At 37.4% G+C, this 24338-nt stretch carries 26 protein-coding genes and 5 tRNA genes; 25 read left to right on the plus strand and 6 right to left on the minus strand.

Annotated features, from left to right (window positions below):
- The first annotated feature begins 5 nt into the window (after positions 1-5).
- The 13 genes from ACFQRG_RS10070 (at position 6) to ACFQRG_RS10130 (ending at position 11561) form a co-directional block, all read left to right on the plus strand.
- Complete coding sequence (locus tag ACFQRG_RS10070; RefSeq protein ID WP_380965771.1) at positions 6-401, plus strand: cytidine deaminase; 396 nt, start codon at positions 6-8, stop codon at positions 399-401.
- Complete coding sequence (gene era, locus ACFQRG_RS10075; protein WP_380965772.1) at positions 401-1306, plus strand: GTPase Era; 906 nt, start codon at positions 401-403, stop codon at positions 1304-1306. The genes ACFQRG_RS10070 and era overlap by 1 nt, the downstream gene beginning before the upstream one ends.
- A 93-nt stretch (positions 1307-1399) precedes the next feature.
- Complete coding sequence (locus tag ACFQRG_RS10080; protein ID WP_380965773.1) at positions 1400-1540, plus strand: YqzL family protein; 141 nt, start codon at positions 1400-1402, stop codon at positions 1538-1540.
- Positions 1541-1562: 22 nt separating this feature from the next.
- Complete coding sequence (gene recO, locus ACFQRG_RS10085; protein WP_380965774.1) at positions 1563-2333, plus strand: DNA repair protein RecO; 771 nt, start codon at positions 1563-1565, stop codon at positions 2331-2333.
- 137 nt (positions 2334-2470) lie between these two features.
- The gene (locus ACFQRG_RS10090; protein WP_380965775.1) at positions 2471-3100 is read left to right on the plus strand and encodes a helix-turn-helix transcriptional regulator; all 630 of its coding nucleotides are present in this window, start codon (positions 2471-2473) and stop codon (positions 3098-3100) included.
- Between the two features lie 19 nt (positions 3101-3119).
- Positions 3120-3929: a pyruvate, water dikinase regulatory protein gene (locus ACFQRG_RS10095; RefSeq protein WP_380965776.1), complete on the plus strand. Its 810-nt coding sequence runs from the start codon at positions 3120-3122 to the stop codon at positions 3927-3929.
- A gap of 228 nt (positions 3930-4157) precedes the next feature.
- A complete protein-coding gene (locus ACFQRG_RS10100; RefSeq protein WP_380965777.1) occupies positions 4158-4607 on the plus strand; it encodes a YaiI/YqxD family protein in 450 nt (149 codons plus the stop codon).
- A gap of 88 nt (positions 4608-4695) precedes the next feature.
- On the plus strand, positions 4696-6504 hold the full coding sequence (dnaG, locus tag ACFQRG_RS10105; RefSeq protein ID WP_380965778.1) for a DNA primase: 1809 nt from the start codon (positions 4696-4698) through the stop codon (positions 6502-6504).
- 29 nt (positions 6505-6533) lie between these two features.
- Entirely contained in the window at positions 6534-7640 is a 1107-nt protein-coding gene (rpoD, locus tag ACFQRG_RS10110) for an RNA polymerase sigma factor RpoD (RefSeq protein ID WP_380965779.1), read from the plus strand.
- Between the two features lie 291 nt (positions 7641-7931).
- Positions 7932-9071 carry an acyl-CoA dehydrogenase family protein gene (locus ACFQRG_RS10115; protein WP_380965781.1) on the plus strand — a complete coding sequence of 380 codons (1140 nt, stop codon included), beginning with the start codon at positions 7932-7934 and terminating at the stop codon, positions 9069-9071.
- Between the two features lie 191 nt (positions 9072-9262).
- Positions 9263-9616, plus strand: a complete 354-nt coding sequence (gene cccA / locus ACFQRG_RS10120; protein ID WP_380965783.1) for a cytochrome c550 — start codon at positions 9263-9265, stop codon at positions 9614-9616.
- A gap of 122 nt (positions 9617-9738) precedes the next feature.
- On the plus strand, positions 9739-10467 hold the full coding sequence (locus ACFQRG_RS10125) for a tRNA (adenine(22)-N(1))-methyltransferase (RefSeq protein WP_380965784.1): 729 nt from the start codon (positions 9739-9741) through the stop codon (positions 10465-10467).
- Positions 10437-11561, plus strand: a complete 1125-nt coding sequence (locus ACFQRG_RS10130) for a Nif3-like dinuclear metal center hexameric protein (protein ID WP_380965786.1) — start codon at positions 10437-10439, stop codon at positions 11559-11561. Before ACFQRG_RS10125 ends, ACFQRG_RS10130 begins: the two co-directional genes overlap by 31 nt.
- A 142-nt stretch (positions 11562-11703) precedes the next feature.
- On the opposite strand, the gene ACFQRG_RS10135 is transcribed toward ACFQRG_RS10130, so the two are convergent.
- Together ACFQRG_RS10135 and vrrA are read right to left on the minus strand one after the other, a co-directional pair.
- Positions 11704-12666, minus strand: coding sequence for a 4-hydroxy-3-methylbut-2-enyl diphosphate reductase (locus ACFQRG_RS10135; protein WP_380965787.1), 963 nt, complete (start codon positions 12664-12666; stop codon positions 11704-11706).
- Between the two features lie 95 nt (positions 12667-12761).
- On the minus strand, positions 12762-13472 hold the full coding sequence (vrrA, locus tag ACFQRG_RS10140; protein WP_380965788.1) for a VrrA/YqfQ family protein: 711 nt from the start codon (positions 13470-13472) through the stop codon (positions 12762-12764).
- A gap of 291 nt (positions 13473-13763) precedes the next feature.
- Here vrrA and ACFQRG_RS10145 point away from each other — a divergent pair, with 291 nt between their 5' ends.
- Positions 13764-14657, plus strand: a complete 894-nt coding sequence (locus ACFQRG_RS10145) for a deoxyribonuclease IV (protein ID WP_380965789.1) — start codon at positions 13764-13766, stop codon at positions 14655-14657.
- A gap of 39 nt (positions 14658-14696) precedes the next feature.
- Here the strand turns inward: ACFQRG_RS10145 and ACFQRG_RS10150 are convergent, their stop codons facing one another.
- A complete protein-coding gene (locus tag ACFQRG_RS10150; protein WP_380965832.1) occupies positions 14697-14942 on the minus strand; it encodes a DUF2624 family protein in 246 nt (81 codons plus the stop codon).
- Between the two features lie 215 nt (positions 14943-15157).
- On the opposite strand from ACFQRG_RS10150, the gene ACFQRG_RS10155 reads away from it, so the two are divergent.
- The 3 genes from ACFQRG_RS10155 (at position 15158) to ACFQRG_RS10165 (ending at position 18048) form a co-directional block, all read left to right on the plus strand.
- Positions 15158-16540 carry a two-component system sensor histidine kinase NtrB gene (locus ACFQRG_RS10155; RefSeq protein WP_380965790.1) on the plus strand — a complete coding sequence of 461 codons (1383 nt, stop codon included), beginning with the start codon at positions 15158-15160 and terminating at the stop codon, positions 16538-16540.
- A gap of 331 nt (positions 16541-16871) precedes the next feature.
- A complete protein-coding gene (locus ACFQRG_RS10160) occupies positions 16872-17231 on the plus strand; it encodes a DUF4190 domain-containing protein (protein ID WP_380965791.1) in 360 nt (119 codons plus the stop codon).
- Positions 17232-17475: 244 nt separating this feature from the next.
- Positions 17476-18048 carry a nitroreductase family protein gene (locus ACFQRG_RS10165; RefSeq protein WP_380965792.1) on the plus strand — a complete coding sequence of 191 codons (573 nt, stop codon included), beginning with the start codon at positions 17476-17478 and terminating at the stop codon, positions 18046-18048.
- A gap of 127 nt (positions 18049-18175) precedes the next feature.
- Here ACFQRG_RS10165 and ispG read toward each other — a convergent pair whose 3' ends face one another.
- Both ispG and ACFQRG_RS10175 read right to left on the minus strand, forming a co-directional pair.
- Positions 18176-19264 carry a flavodoxin-dependent (E)-4-hydroxy-3-methylbut-2-enyl-diphosphate synthase gene (ispG, locus tag ACFQRG_RS10170; RefSeq protein ID WP_380965793.1) on the minus strand — a complete coding sequence of 363 codons (1089 nt, stop codon included), beginning with the start codon at positions 19262-19264 and terminating at the stop codon, positions 18176-18178.
- A 101-nt stretch (positions 19265-19365) separates the two neighbouring features.
- Entirely contained in the window at positions 19366-19671 is a 306-nt protein-coding gene (locus ACFQRG_RS10175) for a LysM peptidoglycan-binding domain-containing protein (RefSeq protein ID WP_380965794.1), read from the minus strand.
- Positions 19672-19895: 224 nt separating this feature from the next.
- On the opposite strand from ACFQRG_RS10175, the gene ACFQRG_RS10180 reads away from it, so the two are divergent.
- Positions 19896-20534, plus strand: a complete 639-nt coding sequence (locus ACFQRG_RS10180) for an NfeD family protein (protein ID WP_380965795.1) — start codon at positions 19896-19898, stop codon at positions 20532-20534.
- On the opposite strand, the gene ACFQRG_RS10185 is transcribed toward ACFQRG_RS10180, so the two are convergent.
- Complete coding sequence (locus tag ACFQRG_RS10185) at positions 20531-21031, minus strand: DUF1189 family protein (RefSeq protein ID WP_380965796.1); 501 nt, start codon at positions 21029-21031, stop codon at positions 20531-20533. The two genes, ACFQRG_RS10180 and ACFQRG_RS10185, sit on opposite strands and share 4 nt — an antisense overlap.
- A 345-nt stretch (positions 21032-21376) precedes the next feature.
- On the opposite strand from ACFQRG_RS10185, the gene ACFQRG_RS10190 reads away from it, so the two are divergent.
- The 7 genes from ACFQRG_RS10190 to ACFQRG_RS10220 all read left to right on the plus strand — a co-directional run bounded on the left by ACFQRG_RS10190 (position 21377) and on the right by ACFQRG_RS10220 (position 24172).
- Positions 21377-21451, plus strand: a tRNA-Asn gene (locus ACFQRG_RS10190).
- 8 nt (positions 21452-21459) lie between these two features.
- Positions 21460-21536: transfer RNA gene (locus tag ACFQRG_RS10195), tRNA-Met, on the plus strand.
- A gap of 10 nt (positions 21537-21546) precedes the next feature.
- Positions 21547-21622, plus strand: a tRNA-His gene (locus ACFQRG_RS10200).
- A 1-nt stretch (position 21623) separates the two neighbouring features.
- Positions 21624-21700: transfer RNA gene (locus tag ACFQRG_RS10205), tRNA-Ile, on the plus strand.
- Positions 21701-21804: 104 nt separating this feature from the next.
- Positions 21805-21897: transfer RNA gene (locus tag ACFQRG_RS10210), tRNA-Ser, on the plus strand.
- Between the two features lie 195 nt (positions 21898-22092).
- Positions 22093-22704, plus strand: coding sequence for a superoxide dismutase (locus ACFQRG_RS10215; protein WP_380965797.1), 612 nt, complete (start codon positions 22093-22095; stop codon positions 22702-22704).
- 184 nt (positions 22705-22888) lie between these two features.
- A complete protein-coding gene (locus ACFQRG_RS10220; protein ID WP_380965798.1) occupies positions 22889-24172 on the plus strand; it encodes an MFS transporter in 1284 nt (427 codons plus the stop codon).
- The last annotated feature ends 166 nt before the right edge of the window (positions 24173-24338 follow it).

Consider the following 24338-nt stretch of genomic DNA (forward strand, 5'->3'; position numbering starts at 1 on the left):
TTCAAATGGATGATAAAGAATTGATGACTTTTGCTAAGAAAGCGCGTGAAGATGCCTATGTTCCTTATTCCAAATATAAAGTTGGCGCGGCCCTTCTTACAAAAGGTGGACAAGTGTTCACAGGTTTTAATATTGAAAATGCTGCTTACTCATTATGTAATTGTGCGGAAAGGACAGCGATCTTTAAAGCGTTTTCCGAAGGGGAAAAGGAATATACGGCACTTGCTGTCATTGCTGATGCTAAGAGACCTGTACCGCCATGCGGTGCATGCAGGCAAGTAATGGCTGAGTTGTGTCCGCCTGATATGAAAGTCATTTTAACCAACCTTTCCGGTGAGACACAATACACTACTGTGGAAAAACTCTTACCTGGAGCATTTTTAGCGGAGGATTTAACCTAATGAGTCAAGAACCATACAAATCGGGATTCGTTGCTCTAATCGGCAGACCCAATGTTGGTAAATCAACACTATTAAATCATGTACTGGGTCAAAAGATAGCCATAATGAGTGATAAAGCCCAAACAACAAGAAATAAAATACAAGGCATTTATACTTCTGACAATGCACAAATCGTTTTTATTGACACGCCAGGCATTCATAAACCCAAACATAAGCTTGGTCAATATATGACAAGGATTGCTCAAAATACACTAAATGAAGTTGATTTAGTGCTTTTTATGATAGATGTTGAGCAAGGTTATGGAAGAGGAGACCAATATATTATTGATCTGCTTAAGAATGCTAAAACACCTGTTTTTTTAATCTTAAATAAGATTGATAAAGTGCATCCGGATCATCTGCTGCCTCTGATTGAAGAATACAGAACTAAGTATGATTTTAAAGAAGTGATCCCCATTTCTGCACTTCAAGGCAATAATGTGAATACATTATTAGAACAAATTACTTCATATCTTGGGGAGGGGCCTAAATATTACCCCGAGGATCAGGTAACAGACCATCCGGAACGATTTATAGTTGCCGAATTAATTCGGGAAAAGATTCTCCATTTAACAAAAGAAGAAGTGCCGCACTCTATTGCAGTAATCATTGACCAAATGAAACGCAAAGACAACGGTGTCGTATATATACAAGCCGCTGTTATTGTTGAACGGCCTTCACAAAAAGGGATTATTATTGGAAAACAAGGAAGTATGCTCAAAAAAGTCGGATCACTTGCAAGAGCAGATATTGAATCGCTTCTCGGATCAAAAGTGTTTTTAGAACTTTGGGTAAAGGTTCAAAAAAATTGGCGTGACAAAGAGTCACAGCTTCGTGATTTTGGTTTTGGCGAGGACGAGTACTGACCCATTTAAATTAACAAAATTTCCTTATCATGTTTTTGAAGATTTAACAAATCCTAATATTACGGGTTGCAAATATGAAAGGTGGTTTAAATCATGTTAGACTTTACGTGGAAGGTCTTTTGCATGACTGGCAATATTGACACCTATCTATTGATAAAAGAAATGGAAAATGAACATGATGAAGTTATGGAAATAAATGAATGGGAGAAAATTGAGGATCAACCGATACAATAAAGTTGTAAGCAGGTGAAGTTCCTTGATGGAGAAAACCGAAGGAATTATTATAAAAACAATCAATTATGGGGAAACAAACAAAATTATTACCTTATTTACCAGGGAGCATGGTAAAATCGGTTTGATGGCCCGCGGTGCTAAAAAAACAAAGAGTAAATTGTCTGCAGTCAGTCAGCTTCTCATGTACGGTCAGTTTCTCTACCAAAAAGGGAAAGGATTGGGTGTATTGCATCAAGGTGAACCCCTTCTTCCTTTTCGTGAATTAAAGACTGACCTGTATAAAATGGCTTACGCCGCTTATATTGTGGAAATGTTAGACAAACTGACAGATCAAAACGTCAAAAATCCGTACTTATTTGAACTGCTCTTACAAATACTTAATTACATTGATGAAGGCATCGACCCGGAAGTTTTATTAATGATATTTGAAGTTAAAATGCTGAGTGCAGCGGGGATTGAACCGGAATTAGACCGCTGTATACAATGCGGTTTACAAGACGGTCCGTTTAATTTTTCAATTTCCGGAGGAGGACTGATATGCCAGCGCTGTTCTAAAAATGACCACTACAATATTCCAATGTCACAAACATCCGGAAAATTATTGCGTTTATTTAAACATTTTGACTTAAAAAGGTTAGGTAAAGTTGATCTTAAAAAAGAGACAAAAAATGAATTAAAACAAATCTTAACAGCTTATTACGATCATTATTCCGGGTTGCACCTTAAATCAAAACGTTTTTTAGACCAACTTGATTCATTTGAAAAAAATTTGATTAATCGAGAGAAGCGCTAACTCCTATTTCTTTTCGTAAAAAAGAAATAGGAGTTTCGCATTTTATAAAATTTATTAAACGAATTCGTTAAAACCTGTTTGCTTTTCGATTATAATAAATAATTAGATGACATTTGGATAAGAAGGGCGGTGAATTGATGGAACTTAACGAACGCCAAAAAAAGATTATTGAAATTACAAAAGAAAATGGCCCTATAACCGGCGAGCAAATTGCTGAGAAGCTAAATTTGACAAGGGCAACTCTGAGACCGGATTTAGCCATTCTGACGATGTCGGGTTTTTTAGATGCTCGTCCAAGGGTCGGCTATTTTTATACTGGAAAAACGCAATCTCAGCTTCTTACAGATAAAGTAAAAAGGATGACCGTAAAGTCTTATCAATCTATACCTGTCGTTGTTGAAGAATCTGCTTCAGCGTATGATGCTATTTGTACAATGTTTTTAGAAGATGTCGGTACTCTTTTTGTTGTCAATAAAGACGGAGTATTAATAGGAGCGCTTTCGCGAAAGGATTTGCTTCGGGCTAGCCTGGGGAATCAGGACCTTTCCGCAATACCAATTAGTGTCATCATGTCCCGGATGCCTAATATCACTTTTTGTCATAGTCATGATCTTATTATTGATGTAGCAAAACTTCTTATTGAACGGCAAATCGACGGCATGCCGGTTGTTAAAGAAACAGACAAGGGACTGGAAGTTACCGGCAGATTAACAAAAACAAATGTAACCCGGGCTTTTGTTGAACTGGCGGAAGGACAATTTGATTAACCTCATAGGGGGATAAAAAATGAAAAATTCAATTTATGTAAAAAAAGTATATATTGTTTCAGACTCTGTAGGAGAAACTGCTGAATCGGTCATAAAAGCGGCAGCGATACAGTTTAAGGACAGGGATATTGATGTTGAGAAATTCCCGTTTGTCAATGATCTTGAAACGATCGATGAAATTATTTTTTCGGCTAAAGAGAACAGGGCATTGATTGCATTTACACTTGTTGTTCCGGAAATGAAAAACCATTTAGTTCAAAAAGCTGAAGAGAATAATGTTGAATGTATTGATATTATAACGCCGACGATTAATAAAATGGAATCTATCTTTAACCTGGAGCCCAGTTATAAACCGGGGCTTATCCATAAGCTTGATGAAGATTATTTCAAGAGAGTGGAAGCTATCGAATTTGCTGTTAAATACGATGACGGGAGAGATCCAAGAGGCATTTTAAAGGCTGATATTGTTCTAATTGGCGTATCCCGGACATCGAAAACGCCTTTATCACAATATCTTGCTCTAAAGCGTTATAAGGTGGCCAATGTACCGCTCGTACCTGAAGTAGACCCTCCGGAAGAATTATTTAAAATAAATCCTGATAAATGCTTCGGTTTGCGTATCAGTCCGGAACAGTTAAATCATATCCGAATAGAAAGGCTGGCAGCGCTTGGCCTTGATTCAACTGCTAATTATGCCAAAATCAACCGGATTAAAGAGGAGTTAAATCATTTCGAAAACGTCATGAATAAAATCGGCTGCCGAATTATCGATGTCTCAAACCGGGCAGTTGAGGAAACAGCTAATAGAATTCTTGCTTTAGTTAAATAATTCAATTGTAAATTAATTGATACACCGTGTTATTTACCGGTGTATTATATTTTTTATTAAATTATTTGTTGTTTTGATTGATCTTTGTATTTTAAATGTATTATAATACATATTTGTGATTAAAATAACAATTATAGTTTATTTCCATCTCTATTCGACAAATTTCGCAAAATTTAAACATGATCCTTCATGAAGGATTTTAACGAGAGGATATAGAAATTAAATAATATGCATAAGGAGAGAAGGCTTTTCGTTGATGCTGATGCATGCCCTGTCAAAAAGGAAATTAGTCAATTATCAACTCATTTTCCGATATCGTTAGTTTTTGTCGCTTCTTATTCGCATTTTTCGATTGAGCGTACACAAGAATGGGTGTTTGTTGATCCCGATAAAGAAGCCGCTGATTTATATATCGTCAATAACGTTAAGGAAGGGGATATTGTTGTCACCCAGGATATGGGACTTGCCGGCTTGCTGACGCATAAACAGGTATATGTGTTAACGCCGCATGGGAATACCATAAGAGAGAAGGACATGCCTAATATATTGAACAAAAGATATTTATCCTACAAACAATTGGCGCAAGGAAACAGAATTAAGGGTCCCAAGCCGTTCACAAGACAGGACCGGGACAATTTTTACAATGCCTTAGAAGAGTTGTTAAACCATTTATATTAACATCATTTATGAATATTTGCTCAAAATAAACATCAAATATATAAGTAATACTTAACAGGAGTAAAATGCCATTGGTGGTGTTGGGATTATGCGGATACAGGAAGAAACGATCGAAAAAATACGAAAGTCTTTGGACATTGTTGATATCATTGGTGAATATGTTCAATTAAAGAAGCAAGGAAAGAGCTATTCAGCGCTCTGCCCTTTTCATAATGAGCGAACACCATCTTTTTCTGTATCGCCTGATAAGCAAATTTTCCACTGCTTTGGCTGTCATATGGGCGGCAATATTTTTACCTTTATCATGGAAATTGAGGGCCTTTCATTTCCGGAAGCTGTCCAGTTTTTAGCTGAAAAAGCGCATATTGAATTAGCTGATTCACAAATTCAAGACAAACAGAAAAATAATAAAAACCAGCAAGAGAAGCAAATGCTTTACCAAGCACTTGAGCTCTTAACAAAATTTTATCATTATGTACTGTGTAATTCAAAATATGGGCAAAAAGGAAAAGAATACCTTATAAGGCGCGGCTTTTCAGAGGAAACAATCGAGAAATTTCAAATTGGGTATGCCGTCGATTCATGGGAGATGGCAACACGGTTTTTACAAAAAAGAGGTCTGCCGCTTCCCATTATAGAAAAAGCGGGGATTATCTCAAAACGAAACTTCGATAATAAATTCTTTGACCGTTTCAGAAACCGTATTATATTTCCAATTTGGGATCGAAGAGGAAAGACCGTTGCTTTTGGGGGACGGATATTAACAAATGAAAAACCAAAGTATATAAATACGCCTGAGTCTAATATATTTCATAAAGGAAATATTCTTTACGGATATCATTTGGCTCGCTCCGCCATTAAACAAAAAAATCAGGCTGTTTTATTAGAAGGATATGTTGATGTTATTAAAGCCCATCAAGCAGGCGTTACGAATGCTGTCGCTTCTATGGGTACATCTTTAACAGAAGAACAAGCAGGACTTTTAACAAGAAACGCTGAAACTATTATAATATGCTATGACTCAGATAAGGCTGGTATTGAGGCTTCGTTCCGTGCGGCGGAAATGTTAAAAGACAGCGGCAGGACGATAAAAATTGCAAAAATGCCTGAGAATCTTGACCCCGATGACTACATTAGCAAATTAGGCGGTGAACGTTTTCGGAACGATGTAATAGGGGCTAGCCAAACGCTCATGGCATTTAAAATGGACTACTTGCGTACAGGACGAAATCTTTATGATGAAGGAGATCAGATGCGCTATATCGAAGATGTACTACATGAGATAGCCGGGCTTACGAAAGCTGTTGAACGAGATCATTACCTTAGGCAGCTAGCCGATGAATTTTCTATATCGCTTGATGCTCTAAAACAGCAGCAATTTCAAATTTACCGGCAAACAAAGAAATATGGAAATGAACGCACATCTGCTTCAGCATCTAAAATAGTCAAACAAAATACACTGTATCCTGCTTACCATACGGCCGAAAGACAATTGCTTGCTCATATGATGAAAGATGCGGAAATCGCAGAACTTGTCCGGGATCAAATTGGCGGTTCATTTAATATTGATATTCATCAGGCAATTGCAGCACATTTATACGGGTTTTATGAAGATGGCACTCCGCCTGATATTAGCTTATTTGTTCAGCGGTTAAATGACCCGGAGTTACAAAATGCTGCCTCCGATATTGCCATGATGCAAGTTAACGAATCCGCATCCGAAAAGGAAATACAAGATTATATAGACCAAGTGAAAAAGCATGGGAAGGCCGAAGCCATTAAAGAAAAAGAAGAAGAAAGAAAAAAGGCCGAACAAAATCATGATGTAGATTTGGCAGCTAACTTACTGGCCGAGATTATCTCCATGAAGAAAGAACTTAAAGGAACGTTAAATTAGAATTAAGAGTATTGGAAGGAGGGGATCAAATGGCAGAGAAACAAAGCAAGGCTGACCACGAATTAACCATTGATCAAGTGAAAGAACAACTTGTTGAATTAGGGAAAAAACGAGGTGCTCTTTCATATAGTGATATTTCAGAACGTCTTGCGCCATTTGATCAAGACTCAGAGCAGATGGATGAGTTTTATGAATATCTTGAGGATCAGGGAGTTGATGTCCTTGAAGATATTCATAATACCGACAATGCCGGAAATAACAAAGAAGAGGAATTTGATCTTAATGATCTCAGTGTACCGCCGGGTGTAAAAATTAATGACCCTGTCAGAATGTATCTAAAAGAAATCGGGCGCGTTGATTTATTATCTGCGGAGGATGAGATTAGTCTTGCTCAAAGAATTGAAGAAGGCGATGAAGAAGCTAAGCGGCGCCTTGCAGAAGCAAATTTAAGGCTTGTTGTCAGCATTGCCAAACGTTATGTAGGCAGGGGAATGTTATTTCTTGATCTTATTCAGGAAGGCAATATGGGCCTTATAAAAGCCGTTGAAAAATTTGATTACAGAAAAGGATACAAGTTCAGTACTTATGCAACATGGTGGATTAGACAGGCCATTACAAGAGCGATTGCCGATCAGGCACGAACTATCAGAATACCTGTGCATATGGTTGAAACCATTAATAAACTGATTCGTGTACAGCGCCAACAGTTACAAGACTTAGGCCGGGAACCTACACCTGAAGAAATAGGCAAAGAGATGGAACTGCCGCCTGATAAAGTAAGGGAAATTCTAAAAATAGCCCAAGAGCCTGTTTCGCTGGAAACTCCAATTGGCGAAGAAGACGATTCCCATCTTGGCGATTTTATTGAAGACCAGGATGCTCAGGCGCCATCAGATGCAGCTGCGTATGAACTGCTGAAAGAACAGCTTGAAGACGTTCTTGATACTCTTACGGACAGGGAAGAAAATGTGCTGCGCTTAAGATTTGGTTTAGATGACGGCAGAACAAGAACCTTAGAAGAAGTTGGAAAGGTGTTCGGTGTCACAAGAGAGCGTATTAGGCAAATAGAAGCTAAAGCCCTTCGAAAGCTGCGCCATCCAAGCCGCAGTAAGCAGCTTAAAGACTTTTTAGAATAGACGTTTTTAAACATCCTCTTAAGTTTACTTCATTTTGAAGTAAACTTTTTTGTTATCTTGTCATTTATTTTACTGACTTTTTTTATGATTTGCAAATACATCTTTTATCGAGATTTGTAAATTATTATTTATCCATTATGCGGTGTTTAAAATAAACCCTTGAGACTTCTATGTTTATAGAGGGTTTATTTTTGGGGTTAATATTTAAATTTTTTAAAAGATTGAAATAACACGCCTTTTTATTTTATAATTGATTGTAAGCGTATACATAAGTGATGGGAGGAGAGAAGCATGGATTTTAATTTAACAGGTGAACAAAGCATGATAAAAAAAGTGATGAAAGAGTTTGCTGATGAAGTTGTCGCACCCGGTGCTGTACAAAGAGATAGAGATAAGACTTTTCCGAAAGAGATTTTTGAACAGCTCGGTCAGCTTGGCATATTAGGTTTGCCCTTTCCAGAGGAATATGGCGGCGGGGGAGCTGATACGATATGTTTTGCCATTGCCGTTGAAGAATTAAGCCGGGCGTGCGGCTCTACGGGAATTACATATTCTGCCCATGTCTCACTTGGGGGAGCGCCATTAAATTTATTCGGGACTGAAGAACAAAAGAGAGATTATTTAGTACCCATATGCCAAGGAGAGGCTTTAGGAGCATTTGGATTGACAGAGCCAAACGCCGGTTCAGATGCCGGCGGCACAGAAACAGAAGCAAAATTAGACGGTGGAGAATGGGTTATTAACGGAAGCAAATGTTTTATTACAAATGCATCGTATGCTAAGGTTATACCCTTGACTGCCATTACCTCCCGATTAAATGAAAAAAAAGAAATAAGCGCTATTATCGTTCCATCAGATGCCGATGGTTTTTCTATAACTGAACCCTATGAAAAGATGGGTTTAAACGCTTCAAATACAACAGAGCTTTTTCTTGAAAATGTACGCGTTCCTGAAGAAAATATTTTAGGAAAACGCGGCGAAGGATTTAAACAATTCCTAATAACATTAGACGGCGGAAGAATCGGTATAGGAGCTATGGCTGTAGGCATTGCCCAAGCAGCATACGAAGATGCTCTTAACTACGCAAAACAAAGGATGCAATTCGGAAGATCAATCTCCAAAAACCAGGCCATTCAATTTAAATTAGCAGATATGGCATTAAAAATAGAGCTTGCCCGTAACATGGTTTATAAAGCGGCATGGTTAAAAGATCAAGAAAAGAAATTTTCAAAAGAAGCCTCAATGTGTAAATTATATGCATCGGAAATTTGTATGGAGGTTTGCCGTGATGCCATTCAAATTCATGGGGGCAATGGTTATATGAGAGAATATAAAGTTGAACGTTATCTTAGAGATGCCAAATTGCTTGAAATAGGAGAAGGAACATCTGAAGTGCAAAGGATGGTTATTGCCCGGGAGATTGGCTGTTAAAGAAAAATAGTCATTAATGTCTTAGTTATTCCGCCTTCAGTAAGGGCGGAGTTTTCTTTACTGTGACAATATCATGACTTTTTTATCTGGACTTTTATTTATTTAGAATTTACAGTAAAATATAAAGAGAAATAATATTTATAAATTTGCCGTGCTTGTACAAAAATTATGTTACATAGGGGGATTGCTAAATGAAGCGGAATCCACTTGTACCGTTCGGTATTATCGCTGTTTTGGGCATTATATTTGTTATAGTATTGTCGGTATGGGGCGGTAATATTGTACAAGATCGCCAAGCGGAGAAGGCGGGAAAGTCAGATACAGCAAATGTAAAGCCTGAAGAAATATTTAAGCAAAATTGTTCATCTTGTCATGGACAAAACCTTCAAGGCGGAGCAGGGCCAAATCTCCAACATATCGGTAAAAAGATTTCCAAGGACAGAATTTTAAAACAAATTAAAAATGGCGGCGGCGGCATGCCGGCAAATGTTATTCAAGGCGAAGAGGCACAAAAAGTGGCTGATTGGCTGTCTAAGAAAAAATAAATAAGATGATATGATTAAGACGATCCTGTTTTTAGGATCGTTATTTTTGTGTCATTTGGTTATAGGCCGGGGTATGGTATGATAGTTAATGAAAATAAAATATAGATAATTACGGTGGTTATATGGAACAGATTCAGTTATCAAAGCGATTACAGCGCTTAACATCTTACATACCAAGTCATGCAAAAACACTGAGTGACATTGGGTCAGACCATGCTTATCTGCCTTGTTATGCTTATCAAAAAGGGCTAATCAACCGGGCGATAGCCGGGGAAGTTAATGAAGGTCCCTTTCAATCAGCTTTACGTACGGTTCAGTCGCTTGGTTTGGAAAAAGCAATTTCTGTCCGTTTGGGAGATGGGCTTGCGGTTATTGACCGGGGTGAGACTGACGTTGTTGTCATTGCGGGGATGGGCGGCAGTCTAATTAGAAAAATTCTTGATGAAGGATCTCATAAGCTCACCCGTGAAACAACGCTTATCCTTCAACCGAATGTTGCTTCTGATACAGTTCGGGAGTGGCTGTCTTCAAATGGTTGGACGATTACAAACGAAGATATCATTGAGGAAGATGGGCATATTTATGAAATGCTTATTTCCTCACAAACTGCTCAACCTGTTAATCTTTCCGAAATAGAATGCTTGATGGGGCCATTCCTCTTGCAGAAGCAGGATAAAATATTTGCAAAGAAATGGGCAATTGAACTTCAAAAGGTTAAAAACATCTTAAAGTCACTTGATAAAACGGAGCAAACAGAAGAAATTCTTCAAAAGAAACAACAGTTTAACAAAAAGGCTGCTCTTATAGAAAGGGGATTACATTGGGACAATTCATTCATGGACAAACCTTGATTCAAGCTTTTGAAGACTGGGTACCGAAAAAATTAGCTTTTGAAAATGACAGGATCGGTCTCCAGATTGGAACACTTAATAAAAAAGTGAAAAAAGTCATGGTTACCTTAGATATTTTAGAAAATGTTGCAGACGAAGCAATTGAAAAAAATGTTGATCTAATCTTTGCCCACCATGCAGTTATTTTTAGACCGTTAAAAGATATTCGTACAGACAGCGGTCAGGGTAAAATCGTTTCTAAACTTCTGCAGCATGATATTGCCGTATATGTAGCCCATACTAACCTAGATGTTGCAGAAGGCGGAATTAACGATATGCTGGCAAATAAACTAGGTCTGAAAAATTGCCAAATTTTAAAACCGACTTATACTGAACCGTTATATAAATTATCAGTTTTTGTGCCGGAAAGCCATGCAGGCATAGTCCGTGAAGCGATTGGTGCATCCGGCGCCGGGGCAATCGGCAATTACAGCCATTGTACATTTAATATTCAAGGTACCGGGACTTTTTTACCTGAAGAAGGTACGAATCCTTATATTGGGAAAAAAGGCGAACTGGAACAAGTTCAAGAAATAAGGATCGAAACCATTGTTCCTGAACCCTTGTTAAAAAGTACTGTAAATAAAATGTTAGCCAGTCATCCTTATGAAGAAGTTGCTTATGATATTTATTCATTGAATAATCAAGGTAAGGCTTTTGGGTTGGGAAGGATTGGAGAGCTAACCGATTCAATGACATTAAAAGAACTTGCTGAGCATGTCAAAGAATGCTTTGATCTTGACGGAGTCCGCATAACAGGCAGCCCGGACACAAAAGTAAAAAAAGTGGCTGTTTCCGGCGGTGACGGTAATAGCTTAATACCGTTTGCTAAGTATAAAGGTGCGGATGTTATTATCACAGGGGATGTCTATTATCATACAGCCCATGACGCAATTCTTCATGATCTGAATGTCATTGATGCGGGTCACCATATTGAAAAAGTTGTAAAAGAAGGCGTCAGCCGGTTCTTCAAAGAAGTCATTCAATCTTCAGGTTATGATGGGACCATTGTGATTGAGTCCAGTGTTAATACAAACCCGTTTACTTTCATTTAAAACGTGGAGAGTATAGCACCATTGAACGATATTAAAAACGGTCGATTTTATATCGACCGTTTATTTTACCTATCAGAAAGTATATCTTGGCAACTAGGCCTTTGTCTACGCCTTTTCAGGCTTTCCAATCGGCAAGTTTTCTTTAATCTGTTATTTTTGGCTTCTTTTTGATTTTTATTTTCGGCAAAATATCTTTGCTGCGGGCTTTTGATTCCGTATTCCATGTTGAAGGGTCATTTGGATCATATTGATCAAGAAAAAGAATAACTTCTTTTGTTAATTGTGTCGGAGTGGAAGCGCCGGCAGTTACCGCAACCTTATTAACGCCTTTCAGCCAATCTAATTGAAGCTCTGAAAGGTCGGCAATCCGGTGGGCTTTTGTCCCGGCTATTTCTTCAGACACTTGGGCAAGACGGTTTGAATTATTGCTTCTTGGGTCACCGACAACAAGCAGCAAGTCAACTTCTTTGGCCTGTTCCGCAACAGCTTCCTGTCTTGTTTGTGTTGCCAAACAAATCTCGTTGTGAATTTCTGCATGCGGATATTTTTCTCTTATATGATTCATGATTTCTCGAACGTCCCATTGGCTCATTGTTGTCTGATTCGTTATAATTATTTTATCCGTTTTTATATCTAATTGATCTACGTCTGCATGGGTTTCCACAAGATGGACAATGTCCGGAGCTACCCCGACAGCCCCTTCAGGCTCAGGGTGACCCTTTTTACCAATATAAATGACTTGATAGCCTTCTTCTTTCTTTTTTTCAATAAGATCGTGGGTTTTGGTTACATCAGGACAGGTGGCATCAATCGTTGTTAAACCCTTTTCCTCAGCTAATTGACGAACTTCCGGTGAAACGCCGTGGGCCGTAAAAATAACTGTACCGTGATCTATATCTTTCATTAATTCAATTCTTTCTTTTCCATCAAGAGTAATAATACCCTCTTCTTTGAAAGCATCAGTGACATGACTGTTGTGGACAATCATACCTAAGATATAAATAGGTCTTGGCAAATCTTTGTTCATCGCTGCTTTTCTTGCGATAACCATTGCATCCACAACACCATAACAATAGCCTCTTGGTGACACTTTAGTAACATCCATAAAAAATAGCCTCCTTATTGAAGCTGAAGAAAAATCATTTTACTTGTCTCTCATTATTATAAAGGAGGCGTCATCATAAGACAATGAATCAATTTTTATATATATAGTTTAGGAGTGGAAGTTTTTTTATCTGCCTTTTTACTTGCAGTTTGTCTTTTTTCTTTTTTATCATGCTTGTTTTCTTTTGCAGATTTCTGATCAGTTTTCTGTGAATTATCTTTTTTAGATTTTGTTTTATTAGAGTCATTTTCTTTTGATTTATTATCGTCTTTTTTTTCAGCGGCGGTATCAGAATTTGTTTCTTCAGTACCTGTATCATTATTTTGTTCATTGTCCGTATCGCTGTCGCCGGCTTTATTAATTTCCCTGAATGTTTTCATCATATTAAATAGTGCAGGTGCGTTTTTTACGATTGGACCGAATCGCTGAACCATTGGAATAACGGTTTGAGCTGTTTTAACCGCTTTTTGCAAGTTTGAAAACATTCCTAACATGCCGCCGCCGGATCCGGACATACCAGAACCCAGGGCGTTGCCCATACTGCTGAGTGTGTTGCCGGCACCAAGCGCATTACCCGAACCAAGTGCATTGCCTGAGTTAAATAATCGCCCTAATCCTTGTAATCCTCCGGAAGCCCCTTGCGTACCTGTTTGAAATCCTGAGGCAGCTTGAGGAAATCCTGATGCGGCTTGACCTGGAAACCCGCCTCCCATAAATGGCTGCATCATATTTTGCGGCATCATATTTTGTGGCATCATATTTGTTGGCTGCACTGGCATTTGCTGTGTTTGCCTAAAAGGAAACATGTCGTCACTCCTTCCATTCTAGAAGTTGGATGTTAGAAGTAAGAAGTTAGAGAATAAGCTTAGCTTCGAAGCTTTACAAAAATCTAACATCCAACATCTAATATCTAACCTCTAGTACCTATGTTATCTTATGCTTTTGCCAGGGGATAAGTGTTGTCTATTCTGGAAGTTGGAGGTTAGAAGTGAGAAGTTGGAGAAAAAGCCTAGCTTCGAAACATTTAAATGCTTTCAATATATAATTTCTAACCTTTAAGGAATGTGTTAGAATGGTCGTGAGAGGAGTGTTTAGATTTGTTGAAAATTGGTTCACATGTTTCCATGAGCGGCGACAAAATGTTATTAGGTGCAAGTGAAGAGGCTGCATCTTATGGTTCTTCAACATTTATGATATATACCGGTGCTCCGCAAAATACACGAAGAAAAGCCCTTGAGAAACTTAATATTGAAGCAGGCCGTGAACATATGGAAAAGCACGGTATTAAAGATATTGTCGTCCATGCGCCATATATTATTAATATCGCAAACACAGTAAAACCCGAGACTTTTGAAATCGGTGTATCCTTTTTGAGAAAAGAAATTGACCGTACCGAAGCAATAGGAGCTAAACAAATTGTTTTACACCCGGGTTCCCATGTCGGTCAGGGAGAAGAAGCAGGAATTAAAAAAATCATTGAAGGGCTCAATGAGGTTTTAAGTAAAGATGATAAGGTGCAAATTGCTTTAGAGACGATGGCAGGTAAAGGCTCGGAATGCGGTTACCGGTTTGAACATTTGGCTGAGATTATTAATGGTGTCCGCTGCAATGACAAGCTTTCTGTATGTTTTGATACGTGCCACACTCACGATGCCGGCTATGATATTGTACAAAATTTTGACGAAGTACTTAACGAATTCGATAAAATTGTTGGTTTAGACAGGATAAAAGTTGTACACATTAATGACAGCAAAAATGTATGCGGTGCGCGCAAAGACCGCCATGAAAATATTGGCATGGGCCATATTGGCTTTGATGCTCTTAATTATATTGTGCACCATGATCAGCTAAAAGATCTGCCTAAAATTTTAGAGACGCCATATGTAGGTCAAGATAAAAAAAATAAAAAACCGCCTTATAAATTTGAAATCGATATGCTTAAGAATGAAACGTTTAATGAGCATTTAATAGAGGACATAACTAATCAATAACACGAAGAGTTCTTCGTGTTATTGATTATCGCTTGTTATTTACATAAATTCATTAAACATACGGTTAATTTCTGTTGCGAGATTAGCATCAATGTTTTGTGATACATTTTGTAGTACTTGATGCCTATCCCGGTCATTAAAAATATCAATATTCTTTCCTCTTAACAGTTTGGAGATTTTTTCAGCTTGGGTCCTTGAAAGATCAAAACCGTATTGTTGGCTTAGCTGCAATAATTCTTGGGGTGTTATATGATTGATTTTTTGATTTACAAACTGTCTAATCATTTGATTCACTCAAGTTCACCTCTCCAATCACTTTCTTGAAATATTCTTGTATATGATATGTAGGAGCACCCAAAGTGTGAATCAACAAGAAATGATCGAAATCGTAATAAGGTGACAAGACACCCGCAGACTTTGTCTATAGATACTTTCTTTTCATTCTATGTAAAGTATTATTGTTTCTGTATAATAATTGTTATAGTTATTTTGATTATGTTTTGTCACAGAGGGGAGGGATTATTATTCGGCGCGATTCTGAATCTTGTGTTTCTACCCTAAACGATCAATGGTTTGAAAATGAATTGTCTTTAGAGGTTCGTTTTTGTGTAGCTTTAAATGGGAAAATTATCAAAAGTAATATGAATGGCGATAAACTTATTAAAGAAAATGGCGAACAATTTTTTGAACATTTGTCAATGCGTTCAAAAAATGATGCACTCATGTTTTTTCATGAGTTAATTGAAACTGGAGAGGTTTTATCCAAATATTTATATTTAAAAGTAAATGGTGCATATAAAAAATATTTATACAAAGGGAAATTTCACAAAAATAAGATTCTCCTTGTTGGTCAACAATGCATTGATACAAGCTTAAAACAAAGAAGTGAAGAGTACCATTTACATAAATCTGAAATCATTTTAAATGCTTTAGATATTATCATCCTTGAGCTCAATGAAAAGGATGAGCTTTATTATTGCAATAAAGAGTTAATCACCCAAAAGTATTATAGTAAAAAGTATGATAAAAACCATCCAATCGTTGAGACAATGGTTCATTTAACAAAGGAAATCCGGGACTCCCATAAAAATTTGCAACGATTCCATGTTTATAATGACGTTTTATATCATATACACGGTATTTATTTAGAGGATAACGATCATATTATTTTTATTATTGATAATAAAAATAATATGGATGAATTTAACAGTTTGATAAAGGATAAGCACCAAATGGAGTCAGTTTCACATCTTGCTGCCGGCTTTGCTCATGAACTTAGAAATCCGTTATCAGTAATTAGAGGTTTTATTCAACTTTCAGGTCTTACTAATAATATAGAGAAATATTATCGAACGATTTTGTCGGAAATTGATCGTATGAACGAAATAATTGAAGACTTTTTATCATTATCCCGTAATAACTCAAGAAAATTAGTACAAGAGCCAAATGAACTTTTTCAATCATTAATTCCGCTGATTCGTTCAGAATGCATATTGCGGAATATCACCTTTGATTATCACTTTGAGAAAACAAATCGGAAGATCTTCCTTGATAAATCAATGATAAAACAAATTATCTTAAATCTTCTTAGAAACGCGGTTGAGGCTTTTCCGGAAGATCAGCATGATAAAAGGTTTAAAATCGAAACAAAAGCATTAAAGCATGTTTATCAAGTCAAAGTTTCCGACAATGGACCTGGTATGAAGAAATCTGTGTTAGAGCAGTTAGGCAAACCATTTTTTACAACAAAAGAAAATGGTACCGGTATTGGGCTCCCTCTTTGTAAAAAAATCATTGGAGATCATAAAGGTGAATTTTTTATAGAGAGCAAGTTAGGTGAGGGAACTGTCATTACCTTTACCCTTCCCTTTATAGAAGAATAACCATGCGTTTTTTTTGAAATCTAAAAGGTTGAGTTCAAAAAGGAGGATAAAAAGAGCCGACACTGGCTAAAAACGTCACGTCCATGTGACAACGCCAGTACTAGCACGTCCTGTGCGTCGGAAGTTCTTAGGCAGCTAAGCCGCTGCTTGAATTAACATCCATGCAGCTTTGCGACGAGAAGTAGAGATACTTCAGTGAATATACTACGGCGCAGGAGCACTTTTTCCCGGACTTTTTGAAATCCTTCAAAATGGTATCTTTTACATTAATGAAAGGTCAGCCTATTTGCCAAACTATAAGTGATCCTTAAATAGAAAGTGAGGGATCACGATGGCTGACAAGGATCATTTTAAAGACAAGGAATATGATAGCGACTCTTCGTTATATAATATTTACAATCAGGATGATGATGACGATTATAACGAAGAGTATGCAGCTGAGGCGGCTGTTGATCGGGATGTTTACACGAATGACGCTGATGAAGAAACTGAGGGAGCCGGGCTAGGCTGGCTGGCCGTTGTACTTTCCGTGATTGGCTTATTCTTTTTACCGATCATCATGGGGGCAGCGGGAATCATTATTGGCATTATTGCCAGACGGCAAGGCGCAAAAACTTTAGGTGCTTGGGCAATCGGTGTTGGTATCGCAGCTATCGTTATTGCACTGTTTGCACGGCCGTTCTTCTTTTAAATGGTTAGGAACATTCCGTACATGGAATGTTCCTTTTCATACACTTTAAAAGTTTAAATTCTTTAAAAGATTAAAATGTAAATGCAACGAGGTACGACTGCAAACAGAGCGAGTTAGCGGGACTTGTGCACTGGAGTACAAAGGCTACCGCCTTATAGCTTGCCAATCGGCGAGTTCTATATAGAAATATGAACTGGATATTGTTATGATATAAAGTGTTTAAAACTGAAAGGGGTTTTGGTGTATGGACGTCATAGAAGCAATACGGACGAGAAGATCAATTGGCAAGGTAACTGAAGAGATGCCGCCTCGTGATCATATTGAAAAGATTTTGGAATCAGCCATTTGGGCGCCTAATCATTTCAAAACAGAGCCGTGGCGTTTTACAGTACTTGCCGGGGAAGGACGAAAAAAACTTGGAGACGTTTATGGGAAAATTAACGTCGAAAAACTTATTAATCCTTCAGAAGAAGAAAAAACGGAGGCTTACAATAAAGGGTTAAATAAAGCACTTCGGGCGCCAATCATTATTGTTATAGCTGTTGAACCAAGCGAAAAAGAAAAAGTTGAACAAATTGAAGAAGTAGAAGCTACGGCTTGTGCAGTGCAAAATATGATGTTAACTGCCCATGCTCTGGGTTTGGCATCCATTTGGCGGACCGGAAAGCCGACTTATACAGAAGCGATGAAAAAGGCCTTTGAAATTTCTGAAAAGGGAATGGTTTTAGGTTATTTATACATAGGTTATCCGCAAGAAGTTAAATCTGAACCGCCAAAGAAAAAGCCTGTTCAAGAAATTGCAGAATGGATAGTATAAAAAAGAGCTGTCAATAATAAAGCAGCCTGGAAACTCCAGGCTGCTTTATTTTTACTTCTGAAAGTATATCTTGGCAACTTAGATGAAAATTCGTCGCAGCTGCGATAATATAAGCGCAAGCTTCTTTCTACTTGCTTTTTTGAAGGTATTCTTCAGCGATTTTATCAATTTCTTTTTTTAATTCTTCAACCATGGTTTCTTCTGGAACTTTTCTAATAATTTCTCCGTGGCGGAATAATAGACCTTCACCGTTTCCGCCGGCAATTCCTATATCAGCCTCGCGCGCCTCTCCAGGCCCGTTAACGGCGCAGCCGAGGACGGCAACTTTAATCGGTGCTTTAATTTTTGAAATATATTCTTCAACTTCTTCAGCAATTTTAATAAGGTCTATCTGAATCCGGCCGCATGTTGGACATGAAATTAAAGTGGCCGCATTAGAAGCAAGACCGAAAGTTTTTAAAAGTTCCCTGCAGACTTTAACTTCGTAAACAGGATCGGTTGATAAAGAAATTCTTAACGTGTTGCCAATGCCTTTGTGAAGAAGAATCCCGAGCCCCGCAGCACTTTTGATAGAACCGGAAAATTTAGTTCCTGATTCAGTAATCCCGAGATGGAGCGGATAATCAAAGGCTTGGGCTGCCTTCTCATAAGCTTCAACAGCTAAATTAACGTCTGACGCTTTCAGTGAAACGATAATATCGTGAAAATCCAGATCTTCTAATATTTTTATATGGTACAACGCGCTTTCAACCATACCATCTGCTGTTGGGTAACCGTATTTCTCAAGAATACGTCTTTCTAATGAACCGGCATTAACACCAATCCGGATAGGAATCCCTTTTTCCTTACAAGCTTTAACTACAGCTTCAACATTTTCTCGTTTTCCAATATTTCCTGGATTAATCCGGATTTTGTCAGCGCCGCCTTCAATAGCTTTAAGCGCCAGTTTATAATTAAAGTGAATATCAACAACCAAAGGTATATTGATTCTTTTTTTAATCTCAGGTATTGCTTCTGCAGCACGCATGTCAGGGCAAGCAACCCGAACAATTTGGCATCCGGCTTCCTCCAGACGGTGAATCTCTGCCACTGTTGCCTCGACATCATGCGTTTTAGTTGTTGTCATGCTTTGGATAATAAGTTCATTCGAACCACCGATAGTTAGCGGACCTACTTTAACTTTTCTTGTTTGTGTTCGATGGGTTATTTTAGTCATACCCGATCGCTCCTTTTATAATAAAAAAATAACAATTCATTGATTTTAACAACATGGTTTATTTTATCAGTACCTTGTTTATTTTGGCAAGGAGAACCTATTTAATATTGAGGGAAATTATAACTTTGGCCAATCTCTATTTTGTTTGGTTTACTGCCGGGGTTAAGCTTTTTAAAATCAGACATAACTTTTTCGATTGACAGGGATTTATCCGGATTAATTTTTTCTACAACTGATAAAACAGTATCTCCCGGGTTTACAGTGATTTTTTTATAATTTATGTCAATTTGCGATTGACTATTATTTTGCGTTTTATAAGCAGATGGAAGTGTACCATTTGTGATGTCTGAATAACTTGTCCATGAAATTAGACCAATAACACTTAACAGAATAAATTTTTTCATCATCAGCATCCTCATAAATGGTTTTGAATCATATATATGATAGATTTTTATTAAATATGCCGTTTTTTTAACTTATTAGAAGGAACTTTTATACATTGGGGGCGTATATATTATTAGAGGTTAGAAGTTAGATGTTGGAAGTTTGAGATTGGCTGATGCTGCGAAGTAAAGTGTTTCTCTTCTTCTTACTTCTAACCTCCAACTTCAAGAATGAAGGAGCAGTATTAATGGCTATTCTTAGTTATCCTTTTATCGGATTTATTGTCATTTTTATAGCAGCTTTATTATTGTTTGGTGAAATGCTTGTAAAAAGCAAGGGGATATTTGCGGTTATCGGTATTGGATTGTTTATTTTATATTTTATCTACCATCTGCAAAATGGTTCGCCATTTTTAATGCTTGGGCTCTTAATACTCGGACTCGTATTAATTATCATTGATGGTCAGCTGATCACAAATGGTTCAGTAGCCATTATAGGCATTATTTTAATGATTTTAGCCTGTGCATTGCCAACCCCCTCTGTTTTATATGGTGTAACTGTAGCGGCAGCCTTTATTTTGGGCATTGCTTGTTCATTTTTATTTCTTAAGGTTTTTCCCGCGCGGTCATATTGGTCTAAGCTTACCTTAAGAGATCAGTTGACAGGTGAAGCAGGGTATAACTCTATGAACGAATCTTATAAGGAACTTGTCGGTAAAGAAGGAATAACCAAAACCCCCTTTCGTCCTGTCGGTACAGTAGAAATTGAAGGTAAACGGTATAGTGCAGTCACTGATGGCGTATGGCTCAAACAGGAAGAGGCTGTCTTAGTTATTTCAGTTGACGGCACCAGAATAGTTGTTCAAAAGAAAGCAGCGGAAGCCTAAAAAGGACTGCCGCTGCTTTTCGATGGTGCTTTTGGTTTTGGTACAGTATAAATCATTAGAACCAGCATCATTAAACAAAATAAAATAAATACCGCAAACATTTCATTTGGAAGAGAATAGAAACATTCGATAATTGATAAACATAATGTTGGCCAAGTGACTGCATTAGCTGAAAGGGACCATATTTGCTGATAATTAAGCCGTTTATGTAAAATTCGTGCGACAAATAATCCAATGCCGGCCAAAACGCAAATACCAATAAAAAAGGCAAATGAGATAAGGACATAATAGAATATAAAAGCAATTGGAATAAAAATAAAAGATAAGGAATGGTTTTGTGAGATAAGTTGTTTGATTGCTTCCGGTGATAATAAAATGGTTGCTATTAATGATAAGAAAAAGATATAACTGATCGTTTTACCTATTCGCTGAAACCGAAACATTGCCGATTGTCTTGGATGAATAACATTTTTAATAAATTGTTTAAAAATTGACATAATTGATCACCTAATTGCATTTTACAAAACCTATATTCAATAAACAAGATATTTATTATAATTAAGAGGAAACTAAATTTAATATTTTTCAATAAGTATTGCGGTATATTCAGGTATGTGATATATTATTACATGTCGTGTCATATTGTTTGATAAATCGACGGTAATTCATGATATTTAAAAATGCTTGACATATTAAAGTACATAAATTAAAATAAATTTTGTTGTCGCGAAATTAATCCGAACGGCGTACATCTATACCTGTGTTGTTCCGACATTTTATATTCTGACAGAGGAAGAAACTGTCAAAGTCTTTAAGGCTTTTCTGGTATAAATTTAAAATATTCCACAGTAGCTCAGTGGTAGAGCAATCGGCTGTTAACCGATCGGTCGTAGGTTCGAATCCTACCTGTGGAGCCAATAATTATGGCGGCGTAGCTCAGCTGGCTAGAGCGTACGGTTCATACCCGTGAGGCCGGGGGTTCGATCCCCTCCGCCGCTACCAAATAAATATGGCGATTGTGGTGAAGTGGTTAACACACCGGATTGTGGTTCCGGCATGCGTGGGTTCGATCCCCATCAATCGCCCCATGGACCCTTAGCTCAGTTGGTCAGAGCAGACGGCTCATAACCGTCCGGTCGTAGGTTCGAGTCCTACAGGGTCCACCATTTTAGAAGTTAGAGGTTGGAAGTTAGAAATTAGATTCAATGAATTGGCTTCGAAGCGATACTTTTAGTCTAATCTCGAACATCTAACGTCCAACATCCAAAACGGAGGAATACCCAAGTCCGGCTGAAGGGATCGGTCTTGAAAACCGACAGGGGCTTAACGGCCCGCGGGGGTTCGAATCCCTCTTCCTCCGCCATTTTATTTATCAGTTACAACATGAATCTACTAAATACATAAATGTTCTAAAGTTCTTTCATAAATATGAAAGGGCTTTTTTTTAAAGGTTTATTATTTGCAGTTAAGGGGTATTTTTGATAATGTAAAAAGTGGAAGAGAAAACAATGTGATTTTTCTTCCAAATAAAAAAAGTTTACATAGGAGGAGAATAGAAATGGCTAATTATCAGCTTCCTGATCTACCTTATGACTATAATGCGCTTGAACCTCATATTGACGAACAAACAATGCGCATTCACCATGATAAGCATCATGGCACATACGTAAGTAAACTTAATGGAGCTCTTGAAGGAAAAGACAACCTTTCCAGCCAATCTGTAGAAGATCTTTTGAGAAACATTAACGATGTTCCTGAAGATATCCGCACAGCTGTCCGCAATAACGGCGGCGGTCATGCCAATCACTCGTTCTTCTGGCAAATTCTTTGCCCGAACGGCGGCGGTAACCCTACAGGTGCGGTGGCAGATGCCATTAACGCTAAATTTGGAAGTTTTGAGGATTTTAAATCAAAATTTGCTGATGTAGCAGCTGCACGGTTCGGTTCAGGCTGGGCATGGCTTGTTGTTAACAATGGCGAACTTGAACTTTACAGCACACCAAACCAAGATTCTCCTTTAATGGAAGGTAAAACACCTATTCTCGGTCTTGACGTTTGGGAACATGCTTATTACTTAAAATACCAAAACAAACGTCCGGATTACATTAACGCATTCTGGAATGTTGTTAAATGGGACGAAGTTAATAAGCGATACGAAGCTGCAAAATAATAAAAAAAGTCCGCGCGAAGCGGGCTTTTTTTAATTGAAATAATGATAACTCTAAAGCTCGCCTTAAGGCGAGCTTTTTACTTTCCTTCAAGAAATTTTAATGCCGATCGGCAAGTTTTCTTTATCGAATATCTAAAAAGCATTTACGCACACTAATAAAGTAAAAAGTAAGGGGGACGAGAGCATGAGTGTATTGAGTAAAATAACCGGGGAAGAAAAAGTTCCCAAAGATCTCTTACTTTTATTACTTATTGGCGGATTATATTATTTGAGTATTGCTCTATCTAACACTTTTGTAAATGTTTATATTTGGAAGCAATCGAAAAGCTTTACAGATATCGGGTTATATAATTTAATGATTGTTTTATTCCAACCTTTAACATTTATTTTAGCGGGCCGGTGGGCAAAAAAAATTGATCGTGTTATTGTCATGAGGCTTGGTGTTACCTCACTTGCGGTTTTTTTTATAACTGTCCTTTTGCTCGGGAGCCATGCCAAACAATTTTTACTGTTGTTAGGAGCGTTAATTGGTATTGGATTTGGCTTTTACTGGTTAGCTTTCAATGTCTTAACTTTTGAAATAACCGAGCCGGAAACAAGGGATTTTTTTAATGGTTTTTTGGGACTGCTATCATCTTTAGCGGGTATGATCGGACCAATAACCGCAGGATGGATCATTTCATCTATGATCGATGAAATTGGCTATAAGGTTATCTTTGCTATATCTCTAATTTTGTTTACTTGTGCCGTGGTTACTAGCTTTTTTCTTAAAAGAAGGCATGCTAAGGGTGATTTTCAAATTAAAAGGATCATGGCTGAACGGAAATATAATAACGATTGGAAAAATATACTTCATGCACATTTTTTTCAAGGATGCAGAGAAGGGACATTTTCTTTTATTATTGTTATCTGGGTTTTTATTACCACTAAAAGCGAAATGTCGTTAGGTACTTTCAGCTTTGTTGAATCAGCAGTTATGCTAGTCAGCTATTATTTAGTTTCGAGGGTTATTAAACCGAATAGAAGGGGGCTCGCAATCCTATATAGCGGAATTGTTCTTTATGCGGCTATTTTTTTGCTTGTTTTTCATTTGGATTTTAAAAACTTAATCATTTATGCGATTTTAATTGCCTTAGCCTATCCCATTCTAATTGTACCTTACGGCTCGTTAACATATGATGTTATTGGCAGAGGGTGGAAATCCAAGTTGATGCGAATAGAATACGTAGTTGTCAGGGAAATCTTTTATAACAGCGGAAGAGCGGTTTCGATTTTATTATTTTTATTAACTGTTCTGTTGTTCAATGATAAACAGGGCTTACGCTTTTTATTACTGATTATTGGATTGGGTCATCCGATGGTTTACTTTTGTATTCGTCACATAAATTTAACAAAAGATAGTTCGAAACAAATATCCGCTGAATCACCGAAGAAAATGCCGGATGGAGAAAGCGGCTCAACAGTATAAGTCTTTGACAAGTAAATTTAAACTAAAGTAAAATAAGAACAGTTAGTTATATAAGACACCAAACGACATTTGGTGTCTTATTTTTGGGAGAGTACAGTAATCGTTGACATACAAAGTTATAATGATCATTATAACTTTGTATATTAAGTTGCTAATGATGGAGTGA

The sequence above is a fragment of the Scopulibacillus cellulosilyticus genome (assembly GCF_042665295.1).
GTDB classification, from domain to species: Bacteria; Bacillota; Bacilli; order Bacillales; family Sporolactobacillaceae; genus Scopulibacillus_A; species Scopulibacillus_A cellulosilyticus.